The organism is Bacillus sp. AFS029637 (assembly GCF_002584985.1).
Lineage (GTDB): Bacteria > Bacillota > Bacilli > Bacillales > Bacillaceae_G > Bacillus_A.
In genome coordinates this window covers 30546-54979 of sequence record NZ_NUPZ01000040.1, presented here as the reverse complement: position 1 = coordinate 54979, position 24434 = coordinate 30546, and the positions used below count along the sequence as shown (strand labels likewise).

Below are 24434 nucleotides of genomic sequence, written 5' to 3'. Positions count from 1 at the left end.
TGAAATAGGAGATATGGATGTCCGTGAAATGTGACATAAATGAATATAGATTATTCTGTAAGAATTATGGAGGAGAAGTATGACGCAATATACGCCTATGATACAGCAATATTTAAAGGTTAAGGCAGACTATCAAGATGCCTTTTTATTTTTTCGCTTAGGTGATTTTTATGAAATGTTCTTTGAAGATGCTGTTAAGGCAGCTCACGAACTTGAAATTACATTAACGAGCCGAGATGGTGGGAGTAGTGAGCGTATCCCGATGTGCGGTGTACCATACCATGCGGCTAAAAATTATATTGAACAACTTGTTGAAAAAGGATATAAAGTAGCTGTTTGTGAGCAAGTGGAAGATCCTAAAACGGCTAAAGGTGTAGTACGTCGTGAAGTAGTGCAATTAATTACGCCAGGAACGATGATGGAAGGGCGTACAATAGATGAGAAAGAGAATAATTTCTTAGCAGCATTAACACATTTTGAAGATGGATCGTATGCTTTAGCTTGTAATGATTTAACGACTGGACAAAATACAGTAACGTTATTGACAGGTTCAGTAGAAGATATTTTATTAGAAGTGTATGCAACTGGTTCAAAAGAAATTGTTGTAGATTCTACATTTTCAAAAGATGAATTAAATAAATTAACAGAAACATTAAAGATGACGATTTCGTATGAAGATACAACAACAATTCCTGAAGGATTAGAACACCTTGTGAAAAATGTTTCACAAGCAAAGTTAATTAAAGCAGTTGGGCGCTTATTTAACTATGTAATAAGAACGCAAAAACGTTCATTAGATCATTTACAACCAGTGGAAATTTATTATACGAATCAATTTATGAAAATTGATGTGCATTCAAAGCGCAATTTAGAACTGACAGAAACACTTCGAACGAAAGAAAAAACAGGATCATTATTATGGCTATTAGATAAGACGAAAACAGCTATGGGTGGTCGTATGTTAAAACAGTGGATGGAACGTCCACTTATACAGAAAGAACGAATTGAAGAACGTTTAGAAATGGTTGAAACGTTTGTAAATGATTACTTCTTACGTGAAGATTTAAAAGAAAAGTTAAAAGAAGTATATGATTTAGAACGTTTAGCAGGGAAAGTTGCATTTGGTAATGTAAATGCACGAGACTTATTACAATTAAGACGTTCATTACTTCAAGTACCAGCTATTTTAGAAGCGATTAGTTTGTTAGATAATGCTTATGCATCAAGGTTAATTCAAGGTGCAGATCCATGTGAAAGCTTAACAGAGTTATTAGGAAGAAGTATTCAAGAAAACCCACCGCTTTCGATTAAAGATGGCGATATTATTAAAGACGGTTATAATGACAAGCTTGATCAATACCGCTACGTGAGCAAAAACGGAAAAACGTGGATTGCTGAGCTTGAAAAACGAGAACGTGATATTACAGGTATTAAATCGTTAAAAATTGGTTACAATCGTATTTTCGGTTATTACATTGAAGTAACGAAAGCCAATCTTGCGGCACTTCCAGAAGGACGCTATGAGCGTAAACAAACGCTTGCTAATGCTGAACGTTTCATTACAGATGAACTGAAAGAAAAAGAAACGTTAATTCTAGAAGCAGAAGAAAAAATTGTACAACTAGAATACGATTTATTTACAGCACTTCGTGAAGAAGTAAAAGTATTCATTCCGAAATTACAGCATTTAGCGAAAGTAATTAGTGAATTAGATGTACTGCAAAGTTTTGCGACGGTTAGTGAAGAAGAACAGTTTGTAAAACCGGTTTTAACAACGCAGCGCGAAATCTTTATTAAAGATGGTCGTCATCCGGTCGTTGAAAAAGTATTGAACGGGAAATTGTATGTACCAAATGATTGTATTATGCCAGAGAGTATGGACGTCTTTTTAATTACAGGACCGAACATGTCTGGTAAAAGTACGTATATGAGACAGTTAGCACTTGTAACGGTTATGTCACAAATCGGTTGTTTCGTACCAGCGACAGAGGCAGTATTGCCTGTATTTGACCAAATTTTTACGAGAATTGGTGCAGCAGATGATTTAATTTCAGGTCAAAGTACATTTATGGTCGAAATGTTAGAAGCGAAAAATGCCATTGCAAACGCATCAGAAAGAAGTTTAATTTTATTCGATGAAATTGGGCGCGGTACATCTACGTATGATGGTATGGCCCTTGCACAAGCAATCATTGAACATATTCATGACCAAATTGGTGCGAAAACATTATTCTCTACACATTATCATGAATTAACGGTGTTAGAAGAAAGTTTAGACCAACTGAAAAATGTACACGTTTCAGCAATTGAAGAGAACGGAAAAGTAGTATTCCTTCATAAAATTCAAGATGGTGCAGCAGATAAAAGTTACGGAATTCACGTTGCGCAACTCGCGGAGCTTCCAGATAGCTTAATCGCTCGCGCGAAAGAAGTGCTAGCGCAGCTAGAAGGACAAGAAGAAATCATTATTCCAAAGCGTGCAGAAGTGAAAGTACAAGAAGTTGCTCCTGAACCAGTAGTTATAAAAGAAGAACCGGTAGAAGTGCAAGAAGAGAAAGAAGTGACTGAAGAAGAATCACAACTATCTTTCTTTAGTGCAGAACAGTCTTCGAAAAAACAAGACAAGCCAGTGTTAGATGCAAAAGAAACGGCAGTACTTGCGCAAATTAAAAAAATTGATTTACTTGATATGACACCTTTAGAAGCGATGAACGAACTGTATCGCTTGCAGAAAAAGTTAAAGAAAGGATGAGTAAGTAGATGGGGAAAATTCGCAAACTCGATGACCAGCTCTCTAACTTAATTGCGGCAGGGGAAGTAGTAGAACGCCCTGCCTCAGTCGTAAAGGAACTTGTGGAAAATTCTATCGATGCGAATAGTACATCTATTGAAATCCACTTAGAAGAAGCTGGATTATCGAAAATTCGCATCATTGATAATGGAGATGGTATTGCCGAAGAAGATTGCGTCGTTGCATTTGAACGCCATGCGACGAGTAAAATTAAAGATGAAAACGATTTGTTCCGTATAAGAACGCTCGGATTCAGGGGCGAGGCATTGCCGAGTATCGCTTCAGTTAGTGAATTAGAATTAATCACGAGCACGGGTGATGCACCTGGTACACACCTTATTATTAAAGGTGGAGACATTATAAAACAAGAGAAAACAGCGAGCCGAAAAGGAACAGATATTACAGTACAAAACTTATTTTTTAATACACCAGCGCGTCTTAAATATATGAAAACCATTCATACAGAACTTGGGAATATTACAGATATCGTGTATCGTATTGCAATGTCACATCCAGAAGTATCGCTAAAACTGTTTCATAATGAAAAGAAATTGCTTCATACGTCAGGAAATGGTGATGTAAGACAAGTACTTGCAGCCATTTACAGCATTCAAGTTGCGAAGAAGCTTATTCCAATTGAAGCCGAGTCTTTAGACTTCACAATTAAAGGTTATGTAACATTACCAGAAGTAACGAGAGCATCTCGTAATTATATGTCAACGATTGTAAATGGCCGTTACGTTCGAAATTTCGTATTAATGAAAGCCATTCAGCAAGGATACCATACGTTACTGCCAGTTGGACGATATCCAATCGGCTTCTTATCGATTGAAATGGATCCAATGCTTGTTGATGTTAACGTACATCCAGCGAAATTAGAAGTTCGTTTTAGTAAAGAACAAGAATTGCTAAAGCTTATTGAAGAAACGTTGCAAGCAGCATTCAAAAAAATACAGCTCATTCCAGATGCAGGGGTAACAACGAAGAAAAAAGAAAAAGATGAAAGTGTGCAAGGACAGTTCCAGTTTGAGCATACGAAGCCGAAAGAACCACTGATGCCGGACATCATTTTACCGACTGGTATGGATGAAAAACAAGAAGAACCACTGGCTGTGAAACAGCCAACGCAACTGTGGCAACCACCGAAGCAAGAATGGCAACCACCACAGTCGCTCGTAAGAGAAGAACAAAGTTGGCAGCCATCTACTAAACCGGTAATGGAAGAACCGATTCGAGAAGAGAAATCGTGGGATAGTAATGAAGAGGATTTTGAACTAGAAGAATTGGAAGAAGAAGTTCAGGAAATAAAAGAGATTGAAATGAACGGTAATGACTTACCGCCGCTTTATCCAATTGGACAAATGCATGGAACATATATTTTCGCTCAAAATGATAAAGGTTTATATATGATTGACCAGCATGCCGCGCAGGAACGTATTAACTATGAATACTTCCGTGATAAAGTAGGACGGGTAGCGCAAGAAGTACAAGAACTACTTGTACCGTACCGTATTGACTTATCTCTTACTGAATTTTTACGTGTCGAAGAGCAGCTAGAAGAACTAAAAAAAGTCGGCCTATTTTTAGAACAATTCGGCCATCAATCCTTTATCGTCCGCTCGCATCCAACGTGGTTTCCAAAAGGTCAAGAAACAGAAATTATCGACGAAATGATGGAGCAAGTTGTTAAACTAAAAAAAGTAGATATAAAAAAACTACGAGAAGAAGCAGCCATCATGATGAGCTGTAAAGCATCCATTAAAGCAAATCAATATTTAACGAACGATCAAATATTTGCTTTACTTGAAGAACTTCGTACAACAACAAACCCATACACATGCCCGCACGGAAGGCCGATTCTTGTACATCATTCTACCTATGAGTTGGAGAAGATGTTTAAGAGGGTTATGTAGGGGTACTGTCCAAAGGGAAAAAAGTCCGCTACTGAACATATAATAGAGAGTGGACCATCTTGTACTATTGAGATTATAGTATATAAAAGGGGAATTAATGCTTTAGTGCTTTATTATGTAAAAAAATAAAAGAGAAATCAAAAAGGAGCGATTGTAAAAATATGCTCCTTTTTGATTTCTCTAGGAATTTAAAGATGGTGTTGCTTTTAAGTTAACTGAATAATAAACCCTTCTTTGAAGAAGTTAGAACAATGTGTCGCTTTTAATTAAAGTCATGGTGTTTATAAAAAAGACGCGATGTTTTGAATAAAGTTGCGACGTTTTGCCACTTTGGATCTGTTTATCTAAAGGGGAGTTTTTATAGTGAAAAGAAAATCTGAACTGAAAGGCGGATTAAGGAACCGTTGAGTAGCAATAAAGTTACTCAACAGGTATCATCTTACTGTTAACAAAATAATGCCAGATTGACAGTGCTTCCATTTGAACAAATTTTCCTTCTCCTTACCAATCACGCCTTTTTTTAAAGTACTAGTATCAGTATGTCTAAGTTTACTAGATTTCCTGCACCAGAACCAAATAATTGACAATAAATTATCAAAGGGGCTATATTAGAATTAATTTTAAAAATTCAGTAATTTATTATAAGTAACAAGCCAAGAGGTGTTTTTTTATGGCAAGACTAAAAGATATTGCGGAATATGTAGGCGTTTCGATCGCTACTGTTTCGAGAGTCATTCAAAATGACAAAACACGAAATGTTAATCAGGAAACAAAGAATAAAATATGGAAGGCTGTGAAGGAGTTAGGATATGTCCCTAATCAGCATGCCCGAAATCTGGCGAATAATAGGCAGAAGAGAAGTGAAACAAGAACTATGAAAATTGGCTGGGTAGCCAACCCAAGGCAATCAGAAACAAACCCATATTTTGGTTGTATCTATACTGGTATTCGTGATACCTTGATGAAACATGATTACACGTTAATTACTATTACAAAGGATGAAATTGAAAACGAGGCGCTGTTGCTTAAGACAATCCATGACCTTGGTGTTGAAGGGCTTATTCTTATTGACAGGATTGAGGATAGCTTAATTGAGTATATTCAGCAAACGATTCCTCTTGTTGGATTAGACTTTTACTATACTGATAAGCACCTGACTATTGTCGATTACAATCGTGAGGTAGCAATTAAAACGGTGGTTCACCATTTAGTCGATCAAGGACATCGAGACATCGGATTTATCGGTGGAGGTGTTGGTGAAACCTTTGAAGATTTAGATGCGGAACATCGATTCAAAGGGTATCAAGCTGCTATGGAAGAAGCAGGACTTGATATTTACCCGGATTGGGTCATCAATGCAAAGTGGGAAATGAAAAATAGTTACGAGGAAATGAAGCAGCTCATTAAAAGAGACACGGCTTATTTGCCAACAGCCATGGTATGTGCTAGTGACGGGATGGCTATCCCTGCCATGAGGGCTGTGATTGAAAGTAATCTTAAAATTCCAGAAGACATCGCTTTCTTTGGTGTTGATAATATGGAAATGGGTAAATATTTTACACCGCCGCTTTCAACAGTGGAAACTCCTAAGTACGAAATGGGAAAGATGGCAGCCAAAAACATCATGGAAATGGTGGAAGGGAAAATTACTCTTCCTATCAAGATGATTTTGCCATTTGAATTAGTCATTCGTGAATCATCATCAATAAAACGGAACTAATCGGTTCTTTTTATCACCACTCGGAAAACGTTGATAAATATCGGAAAAATTCTAAGGAGACAACAAACGAATCATAATTAAGACTTCAGTGGGAGGAGAGCGTATTCACCATATGCTTTGCAATATCCCAATAAATTAATGATCGTTGGCGTACCAGAGCATTTTAAGCAATCTTGCTTATGCTCATCCTGCTTTTCAAAAGATAATTAATATGAGGTTACGGAATACAAACCTTAACCTCAGTTTTTATTGTTTGTTAATTTCTCCACGCTATTACTTGGAGTATAAAACAAGTAATTAGATAATGTGCTCAATAGACCCTAGGACTAACTGAAAATAGTTTAAGTTGATGGGTTGACAGAACGAAATACGAGTGTTATATTCTGATTAATCTAAAAATTAAATCTATGAATAAAATCCTTTATAACACTCTTGTACTAGCACCCGTTAACGACTCAAAGAAATGTGCTACTTCTACAAAACGAAAATTCCTCCCTCTTAGAAAACAAAAAAATCATAGAATATTTTTTAAATAGATTGAGATTGTGTCATGTGAATTAGACCTTCGTGAATGGTTGGATATAAAACGAACCAAAGTGGTTCTTTTTTAATCATCATTTGGAAAACGCTTTCCTTAAAATAGGGAAATTAACAAAATTACTAGTATATTTTGGGAGGTGAATCCGAAATAGCACTCTTGTATCACCACCACGTTAACGACTCAAAGAAATGTACTACTTCTACAAAACGAAAATTCCTCCCTCTTAAACAAAAAAATCATAGAATATTTCTTAAATAGATCGAGATTGTGTCATGTGAATTAGACCTTCGTGAATGGTTGGATATAAAACGAACCAAAGTGGTTCTTTTTTAATCATTATTCGGAAAGCGTTTTCCTTAAAGTAGGAAAACTAGTAAGTTTACCAGTATATTTGGGGAGGTGAATCTCAAGAGAGTTATTAATAAATTAAATTTTACTATAGGAGTGAACTACAAGTGGAAATGGTGAAAATTGGTATTATAGGTGCAGGACTTCGAAGTGGTATTGCAAAGTACGAGCATAATCCCAGTGAAAAGTTTTAGAAGTCAGTCAAGGACTGAGTATAGATAGCTTTCAATTTGAAAAGGAGGAGATCCAATGCGAATGAAAACCCCTTTAATTATTACATCGATAGCATTAATGGCACTAACGGCATGTACAAACAATGTTGAAAACGTAGATAGTAAAGCAGACAAAAAGGCACTGACAAATCTTAATGAAAAATCAGCTATGCCTATTGTTAAAGAACCTATTACTCTTAAATTTTTTGCTGGAAGAACAGCTCAATCCGCAAAAGACTGGAATAATGTATTGATCTTTAATAAGTATGAAAAAATGACCAATGTCGATATTAAGTGGGAAATGGTGCCGGATACATCACTAGAAGAAAAGAGAAATCTCGCCTTAGTGGGTGGAAATTTACCTGATGCCTTTCACACCGCCTCATTTCCAGCGACAGAAATACTGAAATATGGAGAACAGGGTGTCTTTATTAAGCTCAATGATTTGATTGATAAATACGCACCGAATTTAAAGAAAATTATGAAAGAAAACCCAGAAGTGAAAAATGCCATCACTTTTCCAAATGGTAACATCTATTCGTTTCCAACCATTATTTCAGAGGACTTTACTTCCATGCTACTTGGACCACGTCCTTGGATAAATAAAGAATGGCTTGAGAAATTAGGAATGAAAATGCCTGAGACAATTGAAGAGTATTATGAATATCTCAAAGCGGTAAAGGAAAAAGATCCGAATGGTAATGGTAAAGCAGACGAGATTCCTTTTGGTAGTTACTCAATCGGTATGTTGACTAGATGGTTAAATGGCTCCTTTGGATTGGTAAATAGAGGCTATGCCTCACCGTTCGTAGATATGAATCCAAAAGAGAATAAATTACGTTTTATTCAGACCTCTAAGGAGTATAAAGAAATGCTCCAATATGTGCATAAATTATACAAAGAAGGGCTTATTGAGAAAAATATTTTCTCAAAGGATACGAGTCAATTCCTTGCCAATGCTACACAAGGTTTATACGGAAGTACTGTTTCACATAGTCCGAAAGAATTATTTGGTGCAGATAAATATACCGGTGGTTCAGCTTTGGAAGGTCCGTTTGGAGATAAATTAATTACAGGAAGAATTCCTTCAGTAGCAAGTATGGATGGATTTGTTATTACAAGTGCAAATAAAAATCCTGAAGCTACAGTCAAATGGATGGATTATTTTTATAGCGATGAAGGTTCAAAATTATTTTTAATGGGTGTTGAAGGGGAAACGTTCGAAAAAGCTCCAAACGGCGAACTTCGGTATTTGGAAAAAATCACTCATAGTTCAGAAGGATTATCTTTTGAGCAAGAACTTGCAAAATATTTAACATGGCCTGGCGGCGGCTATCCAGGTATTGTAAAGGAAGAATTTTTTAAAGGACTTGAAAACGCACCTGATGCTAGAGAAGCGGCTAGGAAATTAGAACCTAATATAATAAAAGAAGTATGGCCACAATTTACTTATACTGTTGAAGAAAATAAGACGTTGACCACTGTTGGTGCTGATATTGAAAAGTATGTTACTGAAATGCGCGATAAATTTATTACAGGTGTTGTACCATTTTCAGAATGGGATAAATATGTAAAAACGATAGAAAAAATGGGCTTAAAAGATTATATGAAAGTAAAAGCAGAAGCTTTAAAGAGATATCAGAAAAATTAAACGACCCAATGAAAAAAACGTAACTAATTTTACAATGCTATTTATCTATTAAGTTCTTTAGGGAAACTATAAAATGGTTTCCCTAAAGAAACATTTACGAGGTAGGGGTGAGTCTGAAATGGATTTGAAAAGGAGTGAGGTTAGTACTTCTTTTACAACGAATAAAGGATTTAAATTAGTAAAAAAAGATATCTTAAAAAATTGGCAGCTTTATGTCTTTTTACTTCCAGCACTACTTTATTTTTTTATTTTCAATTATATTCCAATGTACGGAGTCCAAATTGCTTTTAAGGAATTTTATGCGAATCTAGGTATTTGGGGAAGTCCATGGGTGGGATTTGAACATTTCCAACGTTTCTTTGATTCTTATTATTTTTGGAGATTATTAAAAAATACATTGATTCTTAGCTTCTATCAGCTCATCTTGTTCCCACTGCCAATCATTTTTGCTCTTGCTTTAAATGAAGTAAAGGATGGAGCCTTTAAAAAGTTTTCTCAGACGTTTACCTATGCTCCTCATTTTATTTCGGTTGTTGTACTTGTTGGGATGGTTTTTGCTTTTCTAGATCCAATAACTGGCTTGGTGAATATTGCTATAGAAAAGCTGGGAGGGGAACCAATATCATTTTTAACTAGTCCCGGATGGTTTCGTCATATTTATGTCTGGTCAGGCCAATGGCAGTCACTAGGATGGGGAACAATCATCTATTTAGCCGCATTAGCGGGAGTAAACCCAGAACTGCATGAAGCGGCTAAAGTAGACGGAGCTTCAAGATTTCAACGGATTATTCATATCAATATTCCGACCATTCTGCCTACTGTTGTTGTTTTATTTATATTAAATATTGGTAGTTTTATGGCCGTTGGATTTGAAAAAGTATTACTTCTACAAAATACATTAAATTCTGAAACATCAGATGTTATTCAAACATTTGTTTATAACACGGGGTTATTGCAAGGTCAATATAGTTTCGCATCAGCTATTGGCTTATTCGAATCAGTAATCAATATCATTCTTTTAGTTACGGTTAATCATATTGCAAGAAAAACTAGTGACAACAGTTTATGGTAAGGAGTGTCAGACTATGAAGAGGACTGGTTTATCTGATAGAGTCTTTAATATTATAAATAACATCTTTGTATCTATTATTGTTCTGCTCATTTTATATCCCATCATTTTTGTGTTAAGTGCCTCTATAAGTGATCCATTAGCAGTTAGTTCGGGTAAAATGTGGCTTTGGCCAGTTGATATAACTTTTAAAGGGTTTAAAATGGTCTTTCAAAATGATGCAATTTGGCTGGGGTATCGTAATACCATCATATACACCGTGCTAGGAACATTACTTCATTTACTAGTTTTACTGCCTTGTTCCTATGCATTATCCAGGACAGAATTAAAAGGTAAAAAGATAATCTTGTGGTTTATTCTGTTCACAATGCTCTTTAACGGTGGTTTGGTTCCCACGTATTTAGTAGTTAAATCATTGGGGATGCTAAATACAGTGTGGGCAATGGTCATACCGGGTGTTGTTGGAGCGTGGTCTATTCTAGTGGCACGTACCTTTTTTCAACAAAATATACCAGTACAATTAGTTGAGGCATCAAAAATGGATGGAGCTTCTGATTTCACAATCTTTTGGCGAGTTGTACTTCCCCTATCCATACCAATCATTACTGTTATGGCGCTATTTCATGCTGTTGGATTATGGAATCAGTACTTTTCAGCATTAATTTATCTATCAGATGAAAAACTTTATCCATTACAATTGATCTTAAGAGAGATTCTTATTGTAAATGATGTTGGTAACGGTGGTGGAGAAGGGATGACTTCAGGACTCAGTGAAAACTTTATGGATCAAGTGAAAATTGCTGCGCAATTGAAATATGCAGTCATTATTGTTTCAGCTTTACCACTACTTATTATCTACCCCTTTATTCAAAAGTATTTGATTAAAGGTATGTTAATAGGATCTGTGAAGGAATAAACTAGTTTAACCAACTAACTACTATTATCTATATATGAATCTATCCTAGTAGGTGGAGGAATAGTTATGACGGGAATTACAAATGGAATCTATCGTGTATGTGAGTGGGTTTTTCGATTTGCCTATGTCAACTTATTATGGGCTGTGTTTACGTTAGTTGGATTGGGATTGTTTGGTTTCATGCCTGCCACAACCGCAATGTTTGTTGTTATAAGGAAATGGGTCCTGGGTGATAATGAAGTACCGATTTTTAGTACTTTTTGGGCATCTTATCGGAGGGAATTCGTTAAGGCAAATTTACTTGGAATAATATTATTTATTATTGGATATTTGATTACGATCGAATTTCAAATATTAATTAAAGCAACCGGTCCCTTTTATTATATTGCTAGGTTTGGAGTAATTGCTCAATTCATTTTATATATCATGGTTTTAATGTACTTCTTTCCTGTTTTTGTCCATTTTAAAATTAAAATAGGATATTACTTTAATTTACCATTTATGATGTGCTTCTTATACCCGGTCTTAACAATGTTTTTACTCGTTACCATTTTTTTAATACATTATTTAACTTTTATAATAATGCCTGGATTAATCTTCTTTTTTGGAGGAAGTGTGACAGCCTTTTTGTTAATGTGGGGATCTTGTAAAGTATTTCCACATTTTCAAATTAAAAGTTCACAGGCAATTGAAATGTAAAGGGGGGGCTATTTTGCAAAGAGCTTATATTGACTTGATGATCCGAGAATGTAAAACAGTAATTGATGTGACGGATTTCGGGGCGGATCCTTCGGGTCAAACAGATAGTACCAACGCCATTTGGGAGGCATTCGAATCAGCCAAGACGACCGAGGGACAGGTAGTGATAGACTTTCCGATGGGGACCTATCAACTCCATAAAGGTACAGCACAAAAAAGAGTTTATCATACATCCAACACAAATAGTATCGAATACCCTGAAAAACATGTGGCTTTATTACTAGAAGCACAGAATCAAGTAATTGTAAATGGTAATGGTTCTCTATTTATGATACACGGTGATTGTATGGCCATTGCGGTCATACAATCGAAAGAAATCTATCTTCACAATTTTTCTTGGGACTTTGTAGATCCTACAACCATTGAGATGACAGTAGTTGACATTGGGGAATGGGAAGGTGGAGAATTTACCGATTTCTATATTCCCGCTTGCTTTCATTTTTCCATAAGTGAAAATGAAAATGATGTTATCTGGTACAGTGAAATTAATCCAATTAGTGGGGAACATTATTGGATTGATAAAAATCACAAGGATGCATGGACACTTGTCGCTTACCATCCAGATATAAACATCACAAGGCGATATTCACTTGACTTAGGGCCTTTCGCCTCAAATAGAGCGAAGATTCTGCGAACTGGAAAATCAACGATTCGAGTTTTTTATGATAAAAAAAGACCATTTCTTCATAAAAAGGGCTTGGTATTTGAATTCTGTTCAACACCTAGAAGAGAAACAGCAGGCGCTTTTATTTGGGAAAGCGCAGATACAGTTGTTGATAAGGTAAATGTCCATTATATGCACGCATTTGGCTGGTTAACACAAATGTCGCATAATGTGTCTTATTACGATTGTACATTTAAAACAAGAGAAGAGAGTAACCGCTATACCTCTAGTTATGCCGATTTGATTCATGTGTCGGGTGCTAGTGGTCATATCCATATTGAAGGGTGTACGTTCAATCATGCTCACGATGACCCTATTAATGTTCACGGAACATTTACACAGGTCGAGAAAAAAATAGACAACTATACTTTATTACTTCGTTATATCCAAAGGCAGCAAGGTGGCTTTCCTCAATACTATTTAGGGGATGAAGTAGTATTTTATCTTAGAGAATCCTTAACTCACGGAAGGGATCAAGGAAGAAAGTATACAGTAGCAAATGTGGTGAATCCTGGTGAAAATAATACTGATCTAAGATCAATGATTGTTAAATTTGACCAACCTATTCCTTTTGAGCAATTAACAAATGATAGAGGAGAACCGCTATTTGTAGCTGAGAATGTTACCTATACACCATCGGTACATATTAAGAATAATCATTTTGAAACGATATCAACCAGAGGCATACTATGTACAACCAATAAAAAGATCATCATAGAACATAATACTTTCAAACATATGGCAATGGATTCTATCTATTTATCTAATGATTCCCAGTATTGGTATGAATCTGGCCCGATTTGTGACATGACTATCCGTTCGAATAAGTTTTATGTTATTAATCCGGGCAATGCTAACTGGCGAAATGCCGCAATACGCATAGATCCAATCACTCTAGGAGAAACGATGCCTCATTTTACAAATACTATTCACAGGAACATTAGAATTGAAGATAATGAATTTTTTATGGAACATGAGTCAGTATTAGCTGTAAATAGTGTGGATCAGCTTATCTTTACTAATAATAAAATTTTCAAGTACCAACCAAAAAGAGATAATACCCTTCATAGAACGGTAGTCGGGGAGAGAAAAAATTCAAATAGAATAACAAAAACATTTGAGTTTACTGCATGTAACAATGTCATCATTGAAAAAAATACCTTTGAAGAAGATTTTTATCCTGAACTATCATACTCTCAGATGCCTTTTACGAATATTCAAGTAACTGGAGTAGATAAATTAAACAAATATTAAATGAAAAGAACGGTTCTGGTACAAAAACTTAAGGACAATTTATAAAAATTCTTATTTTATGGATATTTTAGTTTTAATGCAATCCTTTTGTGAATAAAAAAGGCACTGTATATCAGCACTTTTAAAAAGGAAAGTTTGATAGTAAACTCTCCTTTTTAAAGGGGATATGAGCTGAATAATAAGAATTAATACTTAAAACGTAACTATGCATGGTTAAAATGAAGAACTATAGGATTATTTATTTTTATTATTATTAGTATTAATTTTTTCAGTATATAAAACTTGCTCTTTATAATGCTTTTTAATTGGAAAGTTATGTGTGCCTGTGCCGTTCTTGAATTTTTTATCAATGGGGTTTGTTAGGGGAACTGTTGTAGTTTCAGTAAATTCATATGGATAATTTATTTTAGATTTATCTTCAAACATGAAAGTGCCTCCTTTTAGGATTTCCTGAATTCTTTACTATAACATGATATGCATATAGATTTTTTTTGGACTAGTTATTTATATAGGTTAGAACAATTTAATTGCATAACTACTGAAAAATTTTAAAGGAAAACAATTCGAGAAAGATATTGTATGAATAGCTGTTGATTACTATTGTTGTTTTTTAGTTGTTTTGATGTATGGGCATATAGTTTCATCTAACAACGAATATGTGAGTTTTTTGTTTGTCAGTGAAGGTAGAAACGCATATATATTCGTTATAAGTTGTTTTTATAATATGATTTATATAGAGTTTTCCTGATAATATAATGTGGAATATTATAGTGTTATTAGGTTATTAGGAACATTTAATGCTGTTTCACAACTGAAAGGGAATTGAAAAAAAACTGAAACTTTTCTCATGAAAATTCAATCTTACTTGAAAAATGAAAGGAAAATGAAATTTTCCAAAAGATATTCTTTGTTAAGATAAAAAGCATACATAAAAAAAGTATTGACATATCTTAAAAGTGTGTTTTCAAGATATAGTGGGGGAAAAGATGAGATTAGAAAAACAATTAATAAAAAAGATGTATTATGAAACATTCCTAATGGAGAATGAGACACAACCACCTCTTCAAGTACTTGGAGAAGCTTATGTAAACGAAGAAAAAGATGAGGTTTCCGATGGATCTTATATTCGTTTTGCACAGGGTGAATATTATTACCATCATCAAGATTTTGAAGCAGCTATTTTTAAATGGGAGCAAGTTAGTAATGAACTAGCACCATGGGCACAAAAAAATATTGCGGATGCTTACTTTGAACTTAACCGACTATCAGTTGCTGAAAATGTATATACTTCCATTATTACTGATAACAAAATATTGATGACCGAAATTGGACTGCAATTACTTTCTCTTTACATCGAGCAAAATAATTTTGAAGCAGCTTTCACTGTTATTAAAGAAGCAGTTTCTTTAAATCCCGATTATCCAAATGTCACAATAATTGCCCGTTCCTTCTATGAGGAACAGCAAGATTTTGATAGTGCAGTAGAGCTTGCTGTGAATGAGCTAATTCGAATAGAATCTTATCCGTGGTTCGAGGTTCTAAAAGGATATATTGATAAAGGATTTACTAAACATATTTCACCAGACTATTTTTATAAAGTATTAGTTACATTAAATAATGTAGATCAAGTGCAATTTACGCAAATGGTTTCATCACTTTGGAGCAGTTATAAAAATGAACAAAATTACTTATTATGGCTTAACACAATAAATGAATTTTTCTTACATATCGAAATACATGCGTCCGATATATGGGACAAAATTTCTTCTCTTTATGAAGAAACGTACCTTGAATTAATTCAAGGTCAATATATGCTTAGACAATTGAATGATATCATTCCTAATCTGTTAACAAATTGGTTAAAGGTAGTTAATCCGTCTCAGGCTGTATTTCCATCTGCAGCGGTATTAGCATGGGATGAAATTTTCCCTTCCAAAATAGATTCAGTAAATATAGAACATGCGGAAAACTTACTGTTATATTCTATTAATCATGTGAATGGCTTAGAGGATAGTTTACATCTTTTTGAATCTATTACACAGTGGGCACAAAAGCATGATATAGAAATGGGTCACCGACTTAGATGGTTAGTGGGTGAGCTTGCAGATTTAAGAACAAATCGTATTTTAGTAACGGGAACTTCAGGAAACGGAAAAACTGCATTTATTAACTCTATATTAGGAGAGAATATATTAGAAAATTCAATCTCAAATGTAGTGGTTTTAAAAAATGATGCTCATACAGAAATTAATGCTATAACAGAATCGGCCATTACGACAACTGAAAATTTCTTTGAGTATCATGATATGATGTCTTTACACCGTCAAACATATAGAGATAGAGCATGTGTGGAGTTTAAATTACCATGTAGGTTTTTAAGTAAAAATAAACTTGCATTTGTAGTAACACCTGGCTTTAATAGGAATAACGACAAGAGAGATGAAATATTAGAATACTTAAATTCTGTAGATGAATTATTGTTCGTATTGAATGCGGATTCACCTTTTACTGACAAAGAACGTGACATTTTATTAAGTATTCAAGAACAAACACCAAATTTACAAATTCATTTCTTATTAAATAAAATCGATAACATTTATAGTGAAGCAGAAGTAAAAAGGGTATTACATGATACGCAAGCGAGAATAAACGCATATTTCCCGTATGCGAAAATTTTCCCTTACTCTTCGTTATATACAAGTAGTCAACAACTAAATGATTTGACGGAGTTTATTCGTTTTAACTTTAACCATAAAAATATCGATGCAGAACGTACTGAAAAGCTATTATTTTTCATTCGAAAAACAATTACATATCTTTTGGATAAACGCGTTGAGAAGGAAAATAATTTAGTGGATTCTATTAATTGGAATGAAGATATGTTAGTTAAATTAAATGGTTGTATGAATAACCTTACTGCTTTTGAGAAAGAAAAAATTCATTTCATTACAGAATCATATCGTACAATGAAAGCTGAAATTACGAATGATCTTACTGAACATATTCCGAAGCTATTACAGAGCTGTTCGGATTTAATTAGTGAAGAAAGCGATTTCGGGCACATTGATGTTGAACTAAATAAAGCGATGAACGAAAGAGTGCACAAATATTTAGAGCAAACTGTATTACCTAATCTTGCGCGTTCTATGCAAAATTGGATTGCAACTTCTAATAATGAGCTCCTTCAAAGCCAATCCTACTTAGAGGAACTTAGTGAAGGACTTAATTCTTTATTTGGAGAAAATAGAATACAGTTAGAATGTGATTTTAAAGTGCTTGATGATTGGCGTAGAGATACTGATAGAATGACGACTGGAATACAAATGGAAGAGGTAAATATTTTACGCCGATTTACGCCAGCACAATTTTTACTGAAAAGTGCCGGGAAATTATTTGGGGTTCTTCCAAAGAATAGAGCTATGCTATATAACAAATATAAACAGTATTTAGAAAACGAAGATTATACTGAGGCAACGGCTTCTATTATGAAGAAATTTTTCTTGCAATTTGAGCTGTTTGAAAACACGCAAGAGCGGGATATTAATATGTTCTTTAGGAATCCATTTAGCTCCTTAAAACAAGCTGTAGAAAATACTCATTTAGAAATACAAGACAAACAAGAGATATTACATAAAATGAAATCAAATCCTGAAGTATATCAGGACTCAATAAAGCTCTTTGAATTGAGATTACGTCAATGCGAAGTAATCTTACATATAGGTGAGGATCATGCTTATACAGATTTAACTTTAGAAACAACTATAGAATAAACGTAAAACAACTCCAAAATATACACTAAAAGTGGATTTTGGAGTTGTTTTTTGTTTACATTAATATAATATGTCATGTTTTTTATATAAATTATTTTTCAGTTTCTTTAATTTTAGTTTGTACTTCTCTGGTCTTAATTTTATTAATTTCTGAGAAACGTAATAAATCGACTTCAATAATTTTGTCAGATAAGTATTTTCCAACATACAGGCCACTTGCCGCTGCTTGAGATAAGGAATGAGTGACGCCAGAACAATCTCCAACTAAAAATAGCCCACTTATACTTGTTTCAAAATGGTTATTGATTTTTATCGTAGGGGCATAGAACTTGCCATCAATTCCATATAACAAAGTATCTTGATCGATAGGTTCTTGTATAAATTGTTCTAAACGTAATAAAAATTGTTTGAGGCCTTCAATATATAATGGAGGGATTTCTTTATTCAAATCTCCATAATCTCCGTACAGTGTAGGTTGTATACGATTATGCTTCATACTGTTTTCCGCTGTAGGTTGTTTCTTAATTAAGTCCTCTAAGCGCTGTAAAACAATTCGATCGCGTCCTTGGTTAATGCCTTTAATAATTGAGCTTGCGTATACATTTGCTTCTTTGAGAGTTGGAAAATAGCATGGTATAAATAAAGTGAAATTTAAGTTGGAAGTGTCAGTTGCTCGCTCTCGAAAATTTTGACCGTCAGGCATAACTAAACCTTCTTCGTACTTTCGAATAATTCGTCCTTTTGGATTCATACAGTAAGTAGTTGCTGTAAAATTTTCGCCTTGATAAGAAAGTTTCGTTTCAAAAGTATCTTTTAATATCGAACGTAATTGATGTTCTTTCATTTCTACTCTAATACCTAAATCTACACGTGTTTGCTCTTGAGAAATATGTAGAGAAGTGCACATTTCTTTTAACCAATCTGCCCCAGAGCGCCCGGTTGCAAATACTAGTTGCTTAGAATGTATGCTTCCTTGGTTTGTTTCTATTTTAAAATGATCGTTCTGTTTCATAATGTGTTGTACATCTATTTGAAATTTGATATTTATTTTCGTAAGTAAAAATTCATAAAGCTGCTGAAAAATGTTACTAGAAAGTGCGGTGCCAAGATGCCTTACTTCCGTCGATAGCATTTGTAAACCACACGCTTCAGCTCTCTTAGTGAGATTCAGATTTTCTGTAGAATATTTTGAAACAGAACCTCCGCCAAACTGACATAGAATTTCATCTACTTCAGTCATGAGTTGCATAAAACGTTCTTTACCGACTTTTTGTTCAAGTTCACCTCCAAATCCATTTGTATAATTAAATTTCCCCTCAGATTTTCCTAAACCACCAAAGCCGAAATATTTATCACATGTGTAACAGTTACATGTTTGTCCTTGGTCTAAAGGACAATTCCGATGTTCTAGCGGTTTACCTTTATCAAGAATTAAAACCTTTTTGTTACTTTTAGCTAGTGAATAAGCCATAAAAATGCTACTTACTCCAGCACCGATAATTGTAACATCATACATATTCTTTCACCTGCTAACGAATAGTTTGTTTGTTATTTTCTTAGTGTATAACAAATTATGAAAGGGAGGAACTAGCTATATTGATAGAGAGGGAAAATGGGTTTGTTTTCGTAAAGTACGTAATATTCAAGGGAGTAGTCTTTAAGGAATTACTGACTCACATAATGAGCGAAGGTTTAGTTGCATGCATAAAGTGGATGAGCAAAAAAACACAAAAGTGGTTGGTCCGTTTTTGACAAACATCAATTATGATAAGAGAAGAAAGGTAGTATTTTATCGAAATTTTAAAAAGGAAGCTCTTTATGAAAATAGACTGGCCTTAGAGAGGTGAAAAGACAATGAGTTTTGCAATTTCACTAGTGGTTATTATTGTAATTGTATCGCTATTTGGGACCGTACTAGTTGCGCGAAATGTGGAGGAGAATTATGGTAAGTCTACAAAAAAGAATGTGAAAAATTTATCCGCTATTTATATTCTCCTTCTTTTTGTTCTACTGGTGGGGGTAACATGGTATGCGGTAGTGATTTGATAGTATTCAGTGGTTAGAAAGAGAACCGTTTTGGATATATCCATTTAAGGATAAGAAAATGTGACTGATTAATCCTATTATTACAGTAAATACTGTTATAAGCGAAGGAAGAATCATTCGTTTTGAGAGGAGGGGACAGGGTGGAATGGAAACCAAATCGTGCAGATAAGACGCCATTATATAAGCAAATCGCTGATTATATTGAAAGAGGTATTTCTTCGGGTGAATTTCCTTCTGATAGTAAGTTACCTTCTGAGCGCGTATTAGCAAAGGAATTACAAGTAAACCGGAGTACAATAGTAGCTGCGTATGAAGAATTAAAATCACTTGGAGTAGTAGAACGGCAAAAAGGAAGCGGGACAAGAGTGAACACAGATATATGGGGTGTTTCACATAAACGAATACCGAACTGGGGTAGGTACGTTGAGGATGGATCGTTCTTACCTAATGTCCCACTCGTTCAACAAATTCGAATAGAAACGCAAAAAGATGACTTAATTAATTTAGCGAGTGGTGAATTGTCACCTGAATTAATTCCAAGTGATAGGTTTCGAACGATTATGTCAGAGAAAACATTTATGGAAAATCTCGGTTATGACCATCCGCTTGGAAATGAAATGTTGAGAAAAACAATCGCAGCACATGTTAAGCAATATAAACAAATTGAAGCGGAGTCAAGCTCTATCCTTATTACATCAGGAGCACAACAGGCACTTAATCTAATCGTGCAGTGCTTGTTAAAGCCTGGAGATGCAATTGCAATCGAGGATCCATCCTATTGTTTTTCACTTCCAATGTTTAAATCTGCCGGCTTAAAAATATTCCATTTACCTGTTGATCAGCACGGAATGAATCCAGATGACTTAATTGACTTGCATAAAAAACATCGCATACGCATGGTGTTTTTAAATCCAGATTATCAAAATCCGACTGGAACAGTGCTTTCATTAGCAAGGCGTAAAAGGATTTTAGAATTATCTTCTGAATATGGTATACCAATTGTAGAAGATGATCCGTATAGTTTAACGTCTTTTAATGGAGAAGTGAATCCGACATTAAAATCGATGGACCAAAATGGAAATGTTCTTTATATAAGTTCACTATCAAAAATTGTTGCATCAGGATTACGTATCGGCTGGGTAATTGGCCCTACGCGGGTAATAGAGCGTTTAGCAGATGCAAAGCAGCAAGTTGATTTTGGCCATAGCGTATTTACGCAGTGGGTAGCAAATCAATTTTTAGAATCAGAAGATTTCCATGCGCATATTACGATGCTTCGTGGACAATTGAAGCAAAGAAGAGATGTATTAATTGCAGAGCTTGAAGGCACATTGGGAGACCGAGTTGAATGTTTCGTTCCAGAGGGTGGAATACATGTATGGTGCAAGGTGCAAGGAACGTTTGATGAATACCACTTATTAGGTGAATCTATACGAAATGGTGTTGCATTTGTTCCGGGCAGTGTTTTAGGCTCTAAAAATGAATATATACGATTTACGTTTGGGAGAGCGAATATAGAACAAATCAAGCTTGGAATTACCCGGTTTGCTGACACGTTAAATGAGACTTCATAATATGGATGTGTGATAGTGAAATGAGGGAAAGAAATGAAGTACGTGACGCTTTTACTTCAAGTAGGCGTGCTATATGTATTTAGCTTAGTTGGTACGTGGATTCAGGGAATACTCCATCTATCAATGCCAGGAAGTTTAATAGGGATGTTAATACTGTTCTTGCTCCTTTCTACTCGGATTTTACCATTAAAATGGTTTGAGATGGGTGCGGAGAAGCTAATCGTATTTTTACCGTTATTTTTAATCCCTTCGACAACAGGGCTGATGGAATACGGGTCTTTCCTTTTAAGTAAGGGAAGTATGATATTCCTTTTAGTAGTTGCAAGTACGGTAGTAACTTTGATTGTTTCAGGGTATATAAGTCAATTAGTAGTAACATCGAAAAAATAAAATCGACAAGGTGCACGATTCAAATGTTCTTAATTATGATTACTGTAGTAATTTATTTATTGGCGACAAAGTTATATAAAAAATTTACACTTCCATTTACGTTACCGGTGTTAACAGTTACTGCAATTATGATTTGTTTATTTTTGATTTTTGGTATTTCTCATCATGAGTATAGGGTAAATGGGGGAGACATTCTTTCAAGCTTATTGAGCCCTGCAATCGTAGCGTTAGCGATACCTTTATTTAAAGAGCGCAAAATACTGATGAAAAACTTTTTATCGATACTAATCGGTGTATTGATAGGTATAGTAGCTTTAACGATTATGAATGTAGCACTCGGCAGAATTTTAAATATAGATAAGGAACTTATACTAACAACTCTCCTGCAATTAGCAACAATGCCAATTGCCATTTCATTAGCGGATCAAATTGGTGGTATTCCATCTATGACTGCTAGTTTTGTAGTTGTTGCAGGAATAACTGGTGCTATTATTGGACCGACAGTACTTAAGCTTTGCGGTATAACAAGTACAATTGGAAAAGGTGTTGGAATGGGCTGTGCATCACATATTATCGGTGTGAGTCGTCTAGTGAAAGAAGGCGAGAAAGAAGCCACTATTGGTTCAGTAACGATGATTGTAACAGGAATACTTATTAGTATATTAATACCTTATGGAATGAAATTTGTATTTTAAAATGTATGGAGATGATAAAAGTGACAACATGGTTTATAGTTACATTATTTATTTTTGGCGCTCTTAAAGTACTAGTTTCTAGTATGCCGACTTCTGTTGTAGAATCTATTATTAGTAGATTTGAATTACATCAAAAACTTGATGAAGAACATACGACTGTATCGCTAGATGGAAAGAATATAGAAGGGGAAAAGAAAACGCAAGTTATTCACGAATTTAACGAGGCTTTATTTTTAGATAAACATTATTTTCCACCACGCGGTGAGGGGATACCGATAATCATTGAAACGAAGAAAGGGAAAAGAACAATTACATTATCAATATATAGCTATGAGGAACATGTTGATGTAATAAAACAATACAAGAAGAACGTTGTTGCCTATCGTTTACGTTCTAAAAGTCTTCAAACTGTGGCACCATTAGCAATAACTGAAGATTATGCTTAAGGAGAGACCAATAATGGTCTCTTTATTTTTGTATCCATTTGTATACTATCCAGATGAAAGAAAGGAAAATCATATACCCAAACAAAGAATAAGTATGATACCAATCTGAACTATGAATAAATAAGCCTAGTTTCTCAGCGACTTGTTCAAACATACTAGCACAAATACCTATTGAGATAATCAATAGAGTTCTAGAAATTGCAGATAATGTTTTTGAAATTTGTATGAAAGTGGCTGTTAAAATTGGTAGTACAAGCAACGTGAAGCCTATGTTAATTGAGAATATGGATGGGAACGGTCTAACTGGAAAGGAATATATTTGTTTCGTGACAAAGAAAGCATCTAAGCACGTTCCGATAACAGTAGAGAGAAAGATTGTAACTGCTAATGCTAGAAAATCATTCTTCTTCTCTAAGGAGGACATTTTTCTTTGCGAGAATTGCCAATTCAATTTTTTCGAGTGTTTTGCAGTAGTCTTCTGTAATTTGCCCAAGTATATGTTCCTCCTTATCAGTTAAATAATGTATCACTTGCCAGTCATTAAACCAATCTTCATGTTTTGTTTCTTCGTTTTTTACATTTTTCCATGCGTACATAAGTGCAGGACTATATATACGATAGGAATCATTTCTTAATTGGCAATTTTTTATTCTTCGTTTATAAAACTCTCTTGAAAAAGATTCGTTTACACTTGAAAATAAATGTGGCCAGTAATCTTTTCTTGAGCCTGTATGAGGGGTATTGTCTGCCCAATGTTTAACTTGAGATAAAATATGTTCATTATGAAATAACAATGTGTATAATCTTTTTCCAAGTAAAATTCGTTCATGTAGTGAAGTGAAGTGCTTCATTGTATCACCAATGAGTAATGTTTTCGCATTCATTTTACTTTCGTAAAAAGGGAAGAGGATATGATTGAACTGAAAGAAATCAAATAGTTTAAATCCAATACTGTTCAGAACATTTTTTTTGAAGTGTTCATTTTGAATGACTCTTTTTTCTAAGTAATTTTGCTCATTAATAATAGTTGCGATTGCTAATGTTTTTTTGTCGCCAGTTTTCCAAAAGGAATTCCATATCGTTTCCATAAAGGTGGAAACATGGAGGTGAGAGAGAAGATGGAAAAGGTTTGTAGATTTTTTTACACTTTGTTCATATAGTAAAAATTGTGGATATACATCTTGAAAAATAAGCCAATTTCCGCGCTCTAAAAAAGAAAAGAAAGTAAATTGATCTTTTTCAGATAATAACTTTGTATATAAATCTCCTTTTAAATCAGTCATGTTCCAACCACCGTTACGTGACACCATATGTCCGAGCAGTGCCCACTGTATTTCAGGATACTTTTTGTGAAACTGAAAGTAAGCACGAGTCCTTGTTACATTATTTTGATTTAATAATTTTGTTTGTTCTTTAATTGTATGTATTAATATTTCTTCCTCTTTCGAAAGAGTGTAAAGGGGGCTATTTGTAGTGGTACATTTTTGTTTTAGCTCATTTTTTATAGAGAAGAGGGAAAGAGGGGTATTTTTGTAACGTTTATTATGTGGATTGTCGTGGTGCATATAAATCCCCCCTATTCAAGTCTGTTATCATAAATGTATTAGTAACTACTTAAATAAATGATATGTGAAGGAAATGAAAAGTTGCAACATATAGAAAAAGGAAAGAGGAG

The 24434-nt window shown here is 34.5% G+C and carries 17 protein-coding genes and 1 pseudogene; 14 read left to right on the top strand and 4 right to left on the bottom strand.

The features are described from left to right. Nucleotides 1–79 precede the first annotated feature (79 nt). From mutS to COE49_RS21090, 8 genes are all read left to right on the top strand, one after another. Nucleotides 80–2752 carry a DNA mismatch repair protein MutS gene (gene mutS / locus COE49_RS21130; RefSeq protein WP_088230065.1) on the top strand — a complete coding sequence of 891 codons (2673 nt, stop codon included), beginning with the start codon at nt 80–82 and terminating at the stop codon, nt 2750–2752. A gap of 8 nt (nt 2753–2760) precedes the next feature. Next, nucleotides 2761–4704 carry a DNA mismatch repair endonuclease MutL gene (gene mutL, locus COE49_RS21125; RefSeq protein ID WP_098253067.1) on the top strand — a complete coding sequence of 648 codons (1944 nt, stop codon included), beginning with the start codon at nt 2761–2763 and terminating at the stop codon, nt 4702–4704. 670 nt (nt 4705–5374) lie between these two features. Then, nucleotides 5375–6424: a LacI family DNA-binding transcriptional regulator gene (locus COE49_RS21115; protein ID WP_098253066.1), complete on the top strand. Its 1050-nt coding sequence runs from the start codon at nt 5375–5377 to the stop codon at nt 6422–6424. A 1144-nt stretch (nt 6425–7568) separates the two neighbouring features. Then, nucleotides 7569–9176, top strand: a complete 1608-nt coding sequence (locus COE49_RS21110) for an extracellular solute-binding protein (RefSeq protein ID WP_255294757.1) — start codon at nt 7569–7571, stop codon at nt 9174–9176. Between the two features lie 118 nt (nt 9177–9294). Continuing rightward, nucleotides 9295–10248 (top strand): ABC transporter permease, encoded by a 954-nt coding sequence (locus COE49_RS21105; RefSeq protein ID WP_088230296.1) that lies wholly within the window; start codon nt 9295–9297, stop codon nt 10246–10248. Between the two features lie 13 nt (nt 10249–10261). Next, nucleotides 10262–11161: a carbohydrate ABC transporter permease gene (locus tag COE49_RS21100; protein WP_098253064.1), complete on the top strand. Its 900-nt coding sequence runs from the start codon at nt 10262–10264 to the stop codon at nt 11159–11161. A 66-nt stretch (nt 11162–11227) separates the two neighbouring features. Further along, entirely contained in the window at nt 11228–11860 is a 633-nt protein-coding gene (locus COE49_RS21095; RefSeq protein ID WP_098253063.1) for a YesL family protein, read from the top strand. 13 nt (nt 11861–11873) lie between these two features. After that, entirely contained in the window at nt 11874–13838 is a 1965-nt protein-coding gene (locus COE49_RS21090; protein ID WP_098253062.1) for a glycosyl hydrolase family 28-related protein, read from the top strand. A gap of 234 nt (nt 13839–14072) precedes the next feature. On the opposite strand, the gene COE49_RS21085 is transcribed toward COE49_RS21090, so the two are convergent. Then, the gene (locus tag COE49_RS21085) at nt 14073–14264 is read right to left on the bottom strand and encodes a hypothetical protein (RefSeq protein WP_098356867.1); all 192 of its coding nucleotides are present in this window, start codon (nt 14262–14264) and stop codon (nt 14073–14075) included. 560 nt (nt 14265–14824) lie between these two features. Between COE49_RS21085 and COE49_RS21080 the strand changes: the two genes are divergently transcribed. Continuing rightward, nucleotides 14825–17608, top strand: coding sequence for a dynamin family protein (locus COE49_RS21080; RefSeq protein WP_098253060.1), 2784 nt, complete (start codon nt 14825–14827; stop codon nt 17606–17608). A 184-nt stretch (nt 17609–17792) separates the two neighbouring features. Here the strand turns inward: COE49_RS21080 and COE49_RS21075 are convergent. Then, nucleotides 17793–19124: pseudogene (locus COE49_RS21075) on the bottom strand (NAD(P)-binding protein); the annotation flags it as partial. Between the two features lie 338 nt (nt 19125–19462). Between COE49_RS21075 and COE49_RS21070 the strand changes: the two are divergent. The 5 genes from COE49_RS21070 (at nt 19463) to COE49_RS21050 (ending at nt 22759) form a co-directional block, all read left to right on the top strand. Next, nucleotides 19463–19654 carry a hypothetical protein gene (locus COE49_RS21070; RefSeq protein WP_088230056.1) on the top strand — a complete coding sequence of 64 codons (192 nt, stop codon included), beginning with the start codon at nt 19463–19465 and terminating at the stop codon, nt 19652–19654. Nucleotides 19655–19794: 140 nt separating this feature from the next. Beyond that, nucleotides 19795–21228, top strand: a complete 1434-nt coding sequence (pdxR, locus tag COE49_RS21065; protein ID WP_098253059.1) for a MocR-like pyridoxine biosynthesis transcription factor PdxR — start codon at nt 19795–19797, stop codon at nt 21226–21228. A 33-nt stretch (nt 21229–21261) separates the two neighbouring features. Further along, nucleotides 21262–21618 carry a CidA/LrgA family holin-like protein gene (locus COE49_RS21060; protein ID WP_088230054.1) on the top strand — a complete coding sequence of 119 codons (357 nt, stop codon included), beginning with the start codon at nt 21262–21264 and terminating at the stop codon, nt 21616–21618. A gap of 23 nt (nt 21619–21641) precedes the next feature. Beyond that, nucleotides 21642–22313, top strand: coding sequence for an LrgB family protein (locus COE49_RS21055; protein ID WP_098253058.1), 672 nt, complete (start codon nt 21642–21644; stop codon nt 22311–22313). Nucleotides 22314–22333: 20 nt separating this feature from the next. Beyond that, entirely contained in the window at nt 22334–22759 is a 426-nt protein-coding gene (locus tag COE49_RS21050; protein WP_276307235.1) for a YfmQ family protein, read from the top strand. Nucleotides 22760–22781: 22 nt separating this feature from the next. Here the strand turns inward: COE49_RS21050 and COE49_RS28140 are convergent, their stop codons facing one another. Continuing rightward, entirely contained in the window at nt 22782–23183 is a 402-nt protein-coding gene (locus tag COE49_RS28140; protein ID WP_098253056.1) for a CBO0543 family protein, read from the bottom strand. Continuing rightward, entirely contained in the window at nt 23158–24324 is a 1167-nt protein-coding gene (locus tag COE49_RS21040) for a DUF2515 domain-containing protein (protein WP_088230050.1), read from the bottom strand. Before COE49_RS21040 ends, COE49_RS28140 begins: the two co-directional genes overlap by 26 nt. Nucleotides 24325–24434 lie beyond the last annotated feature (110 nt).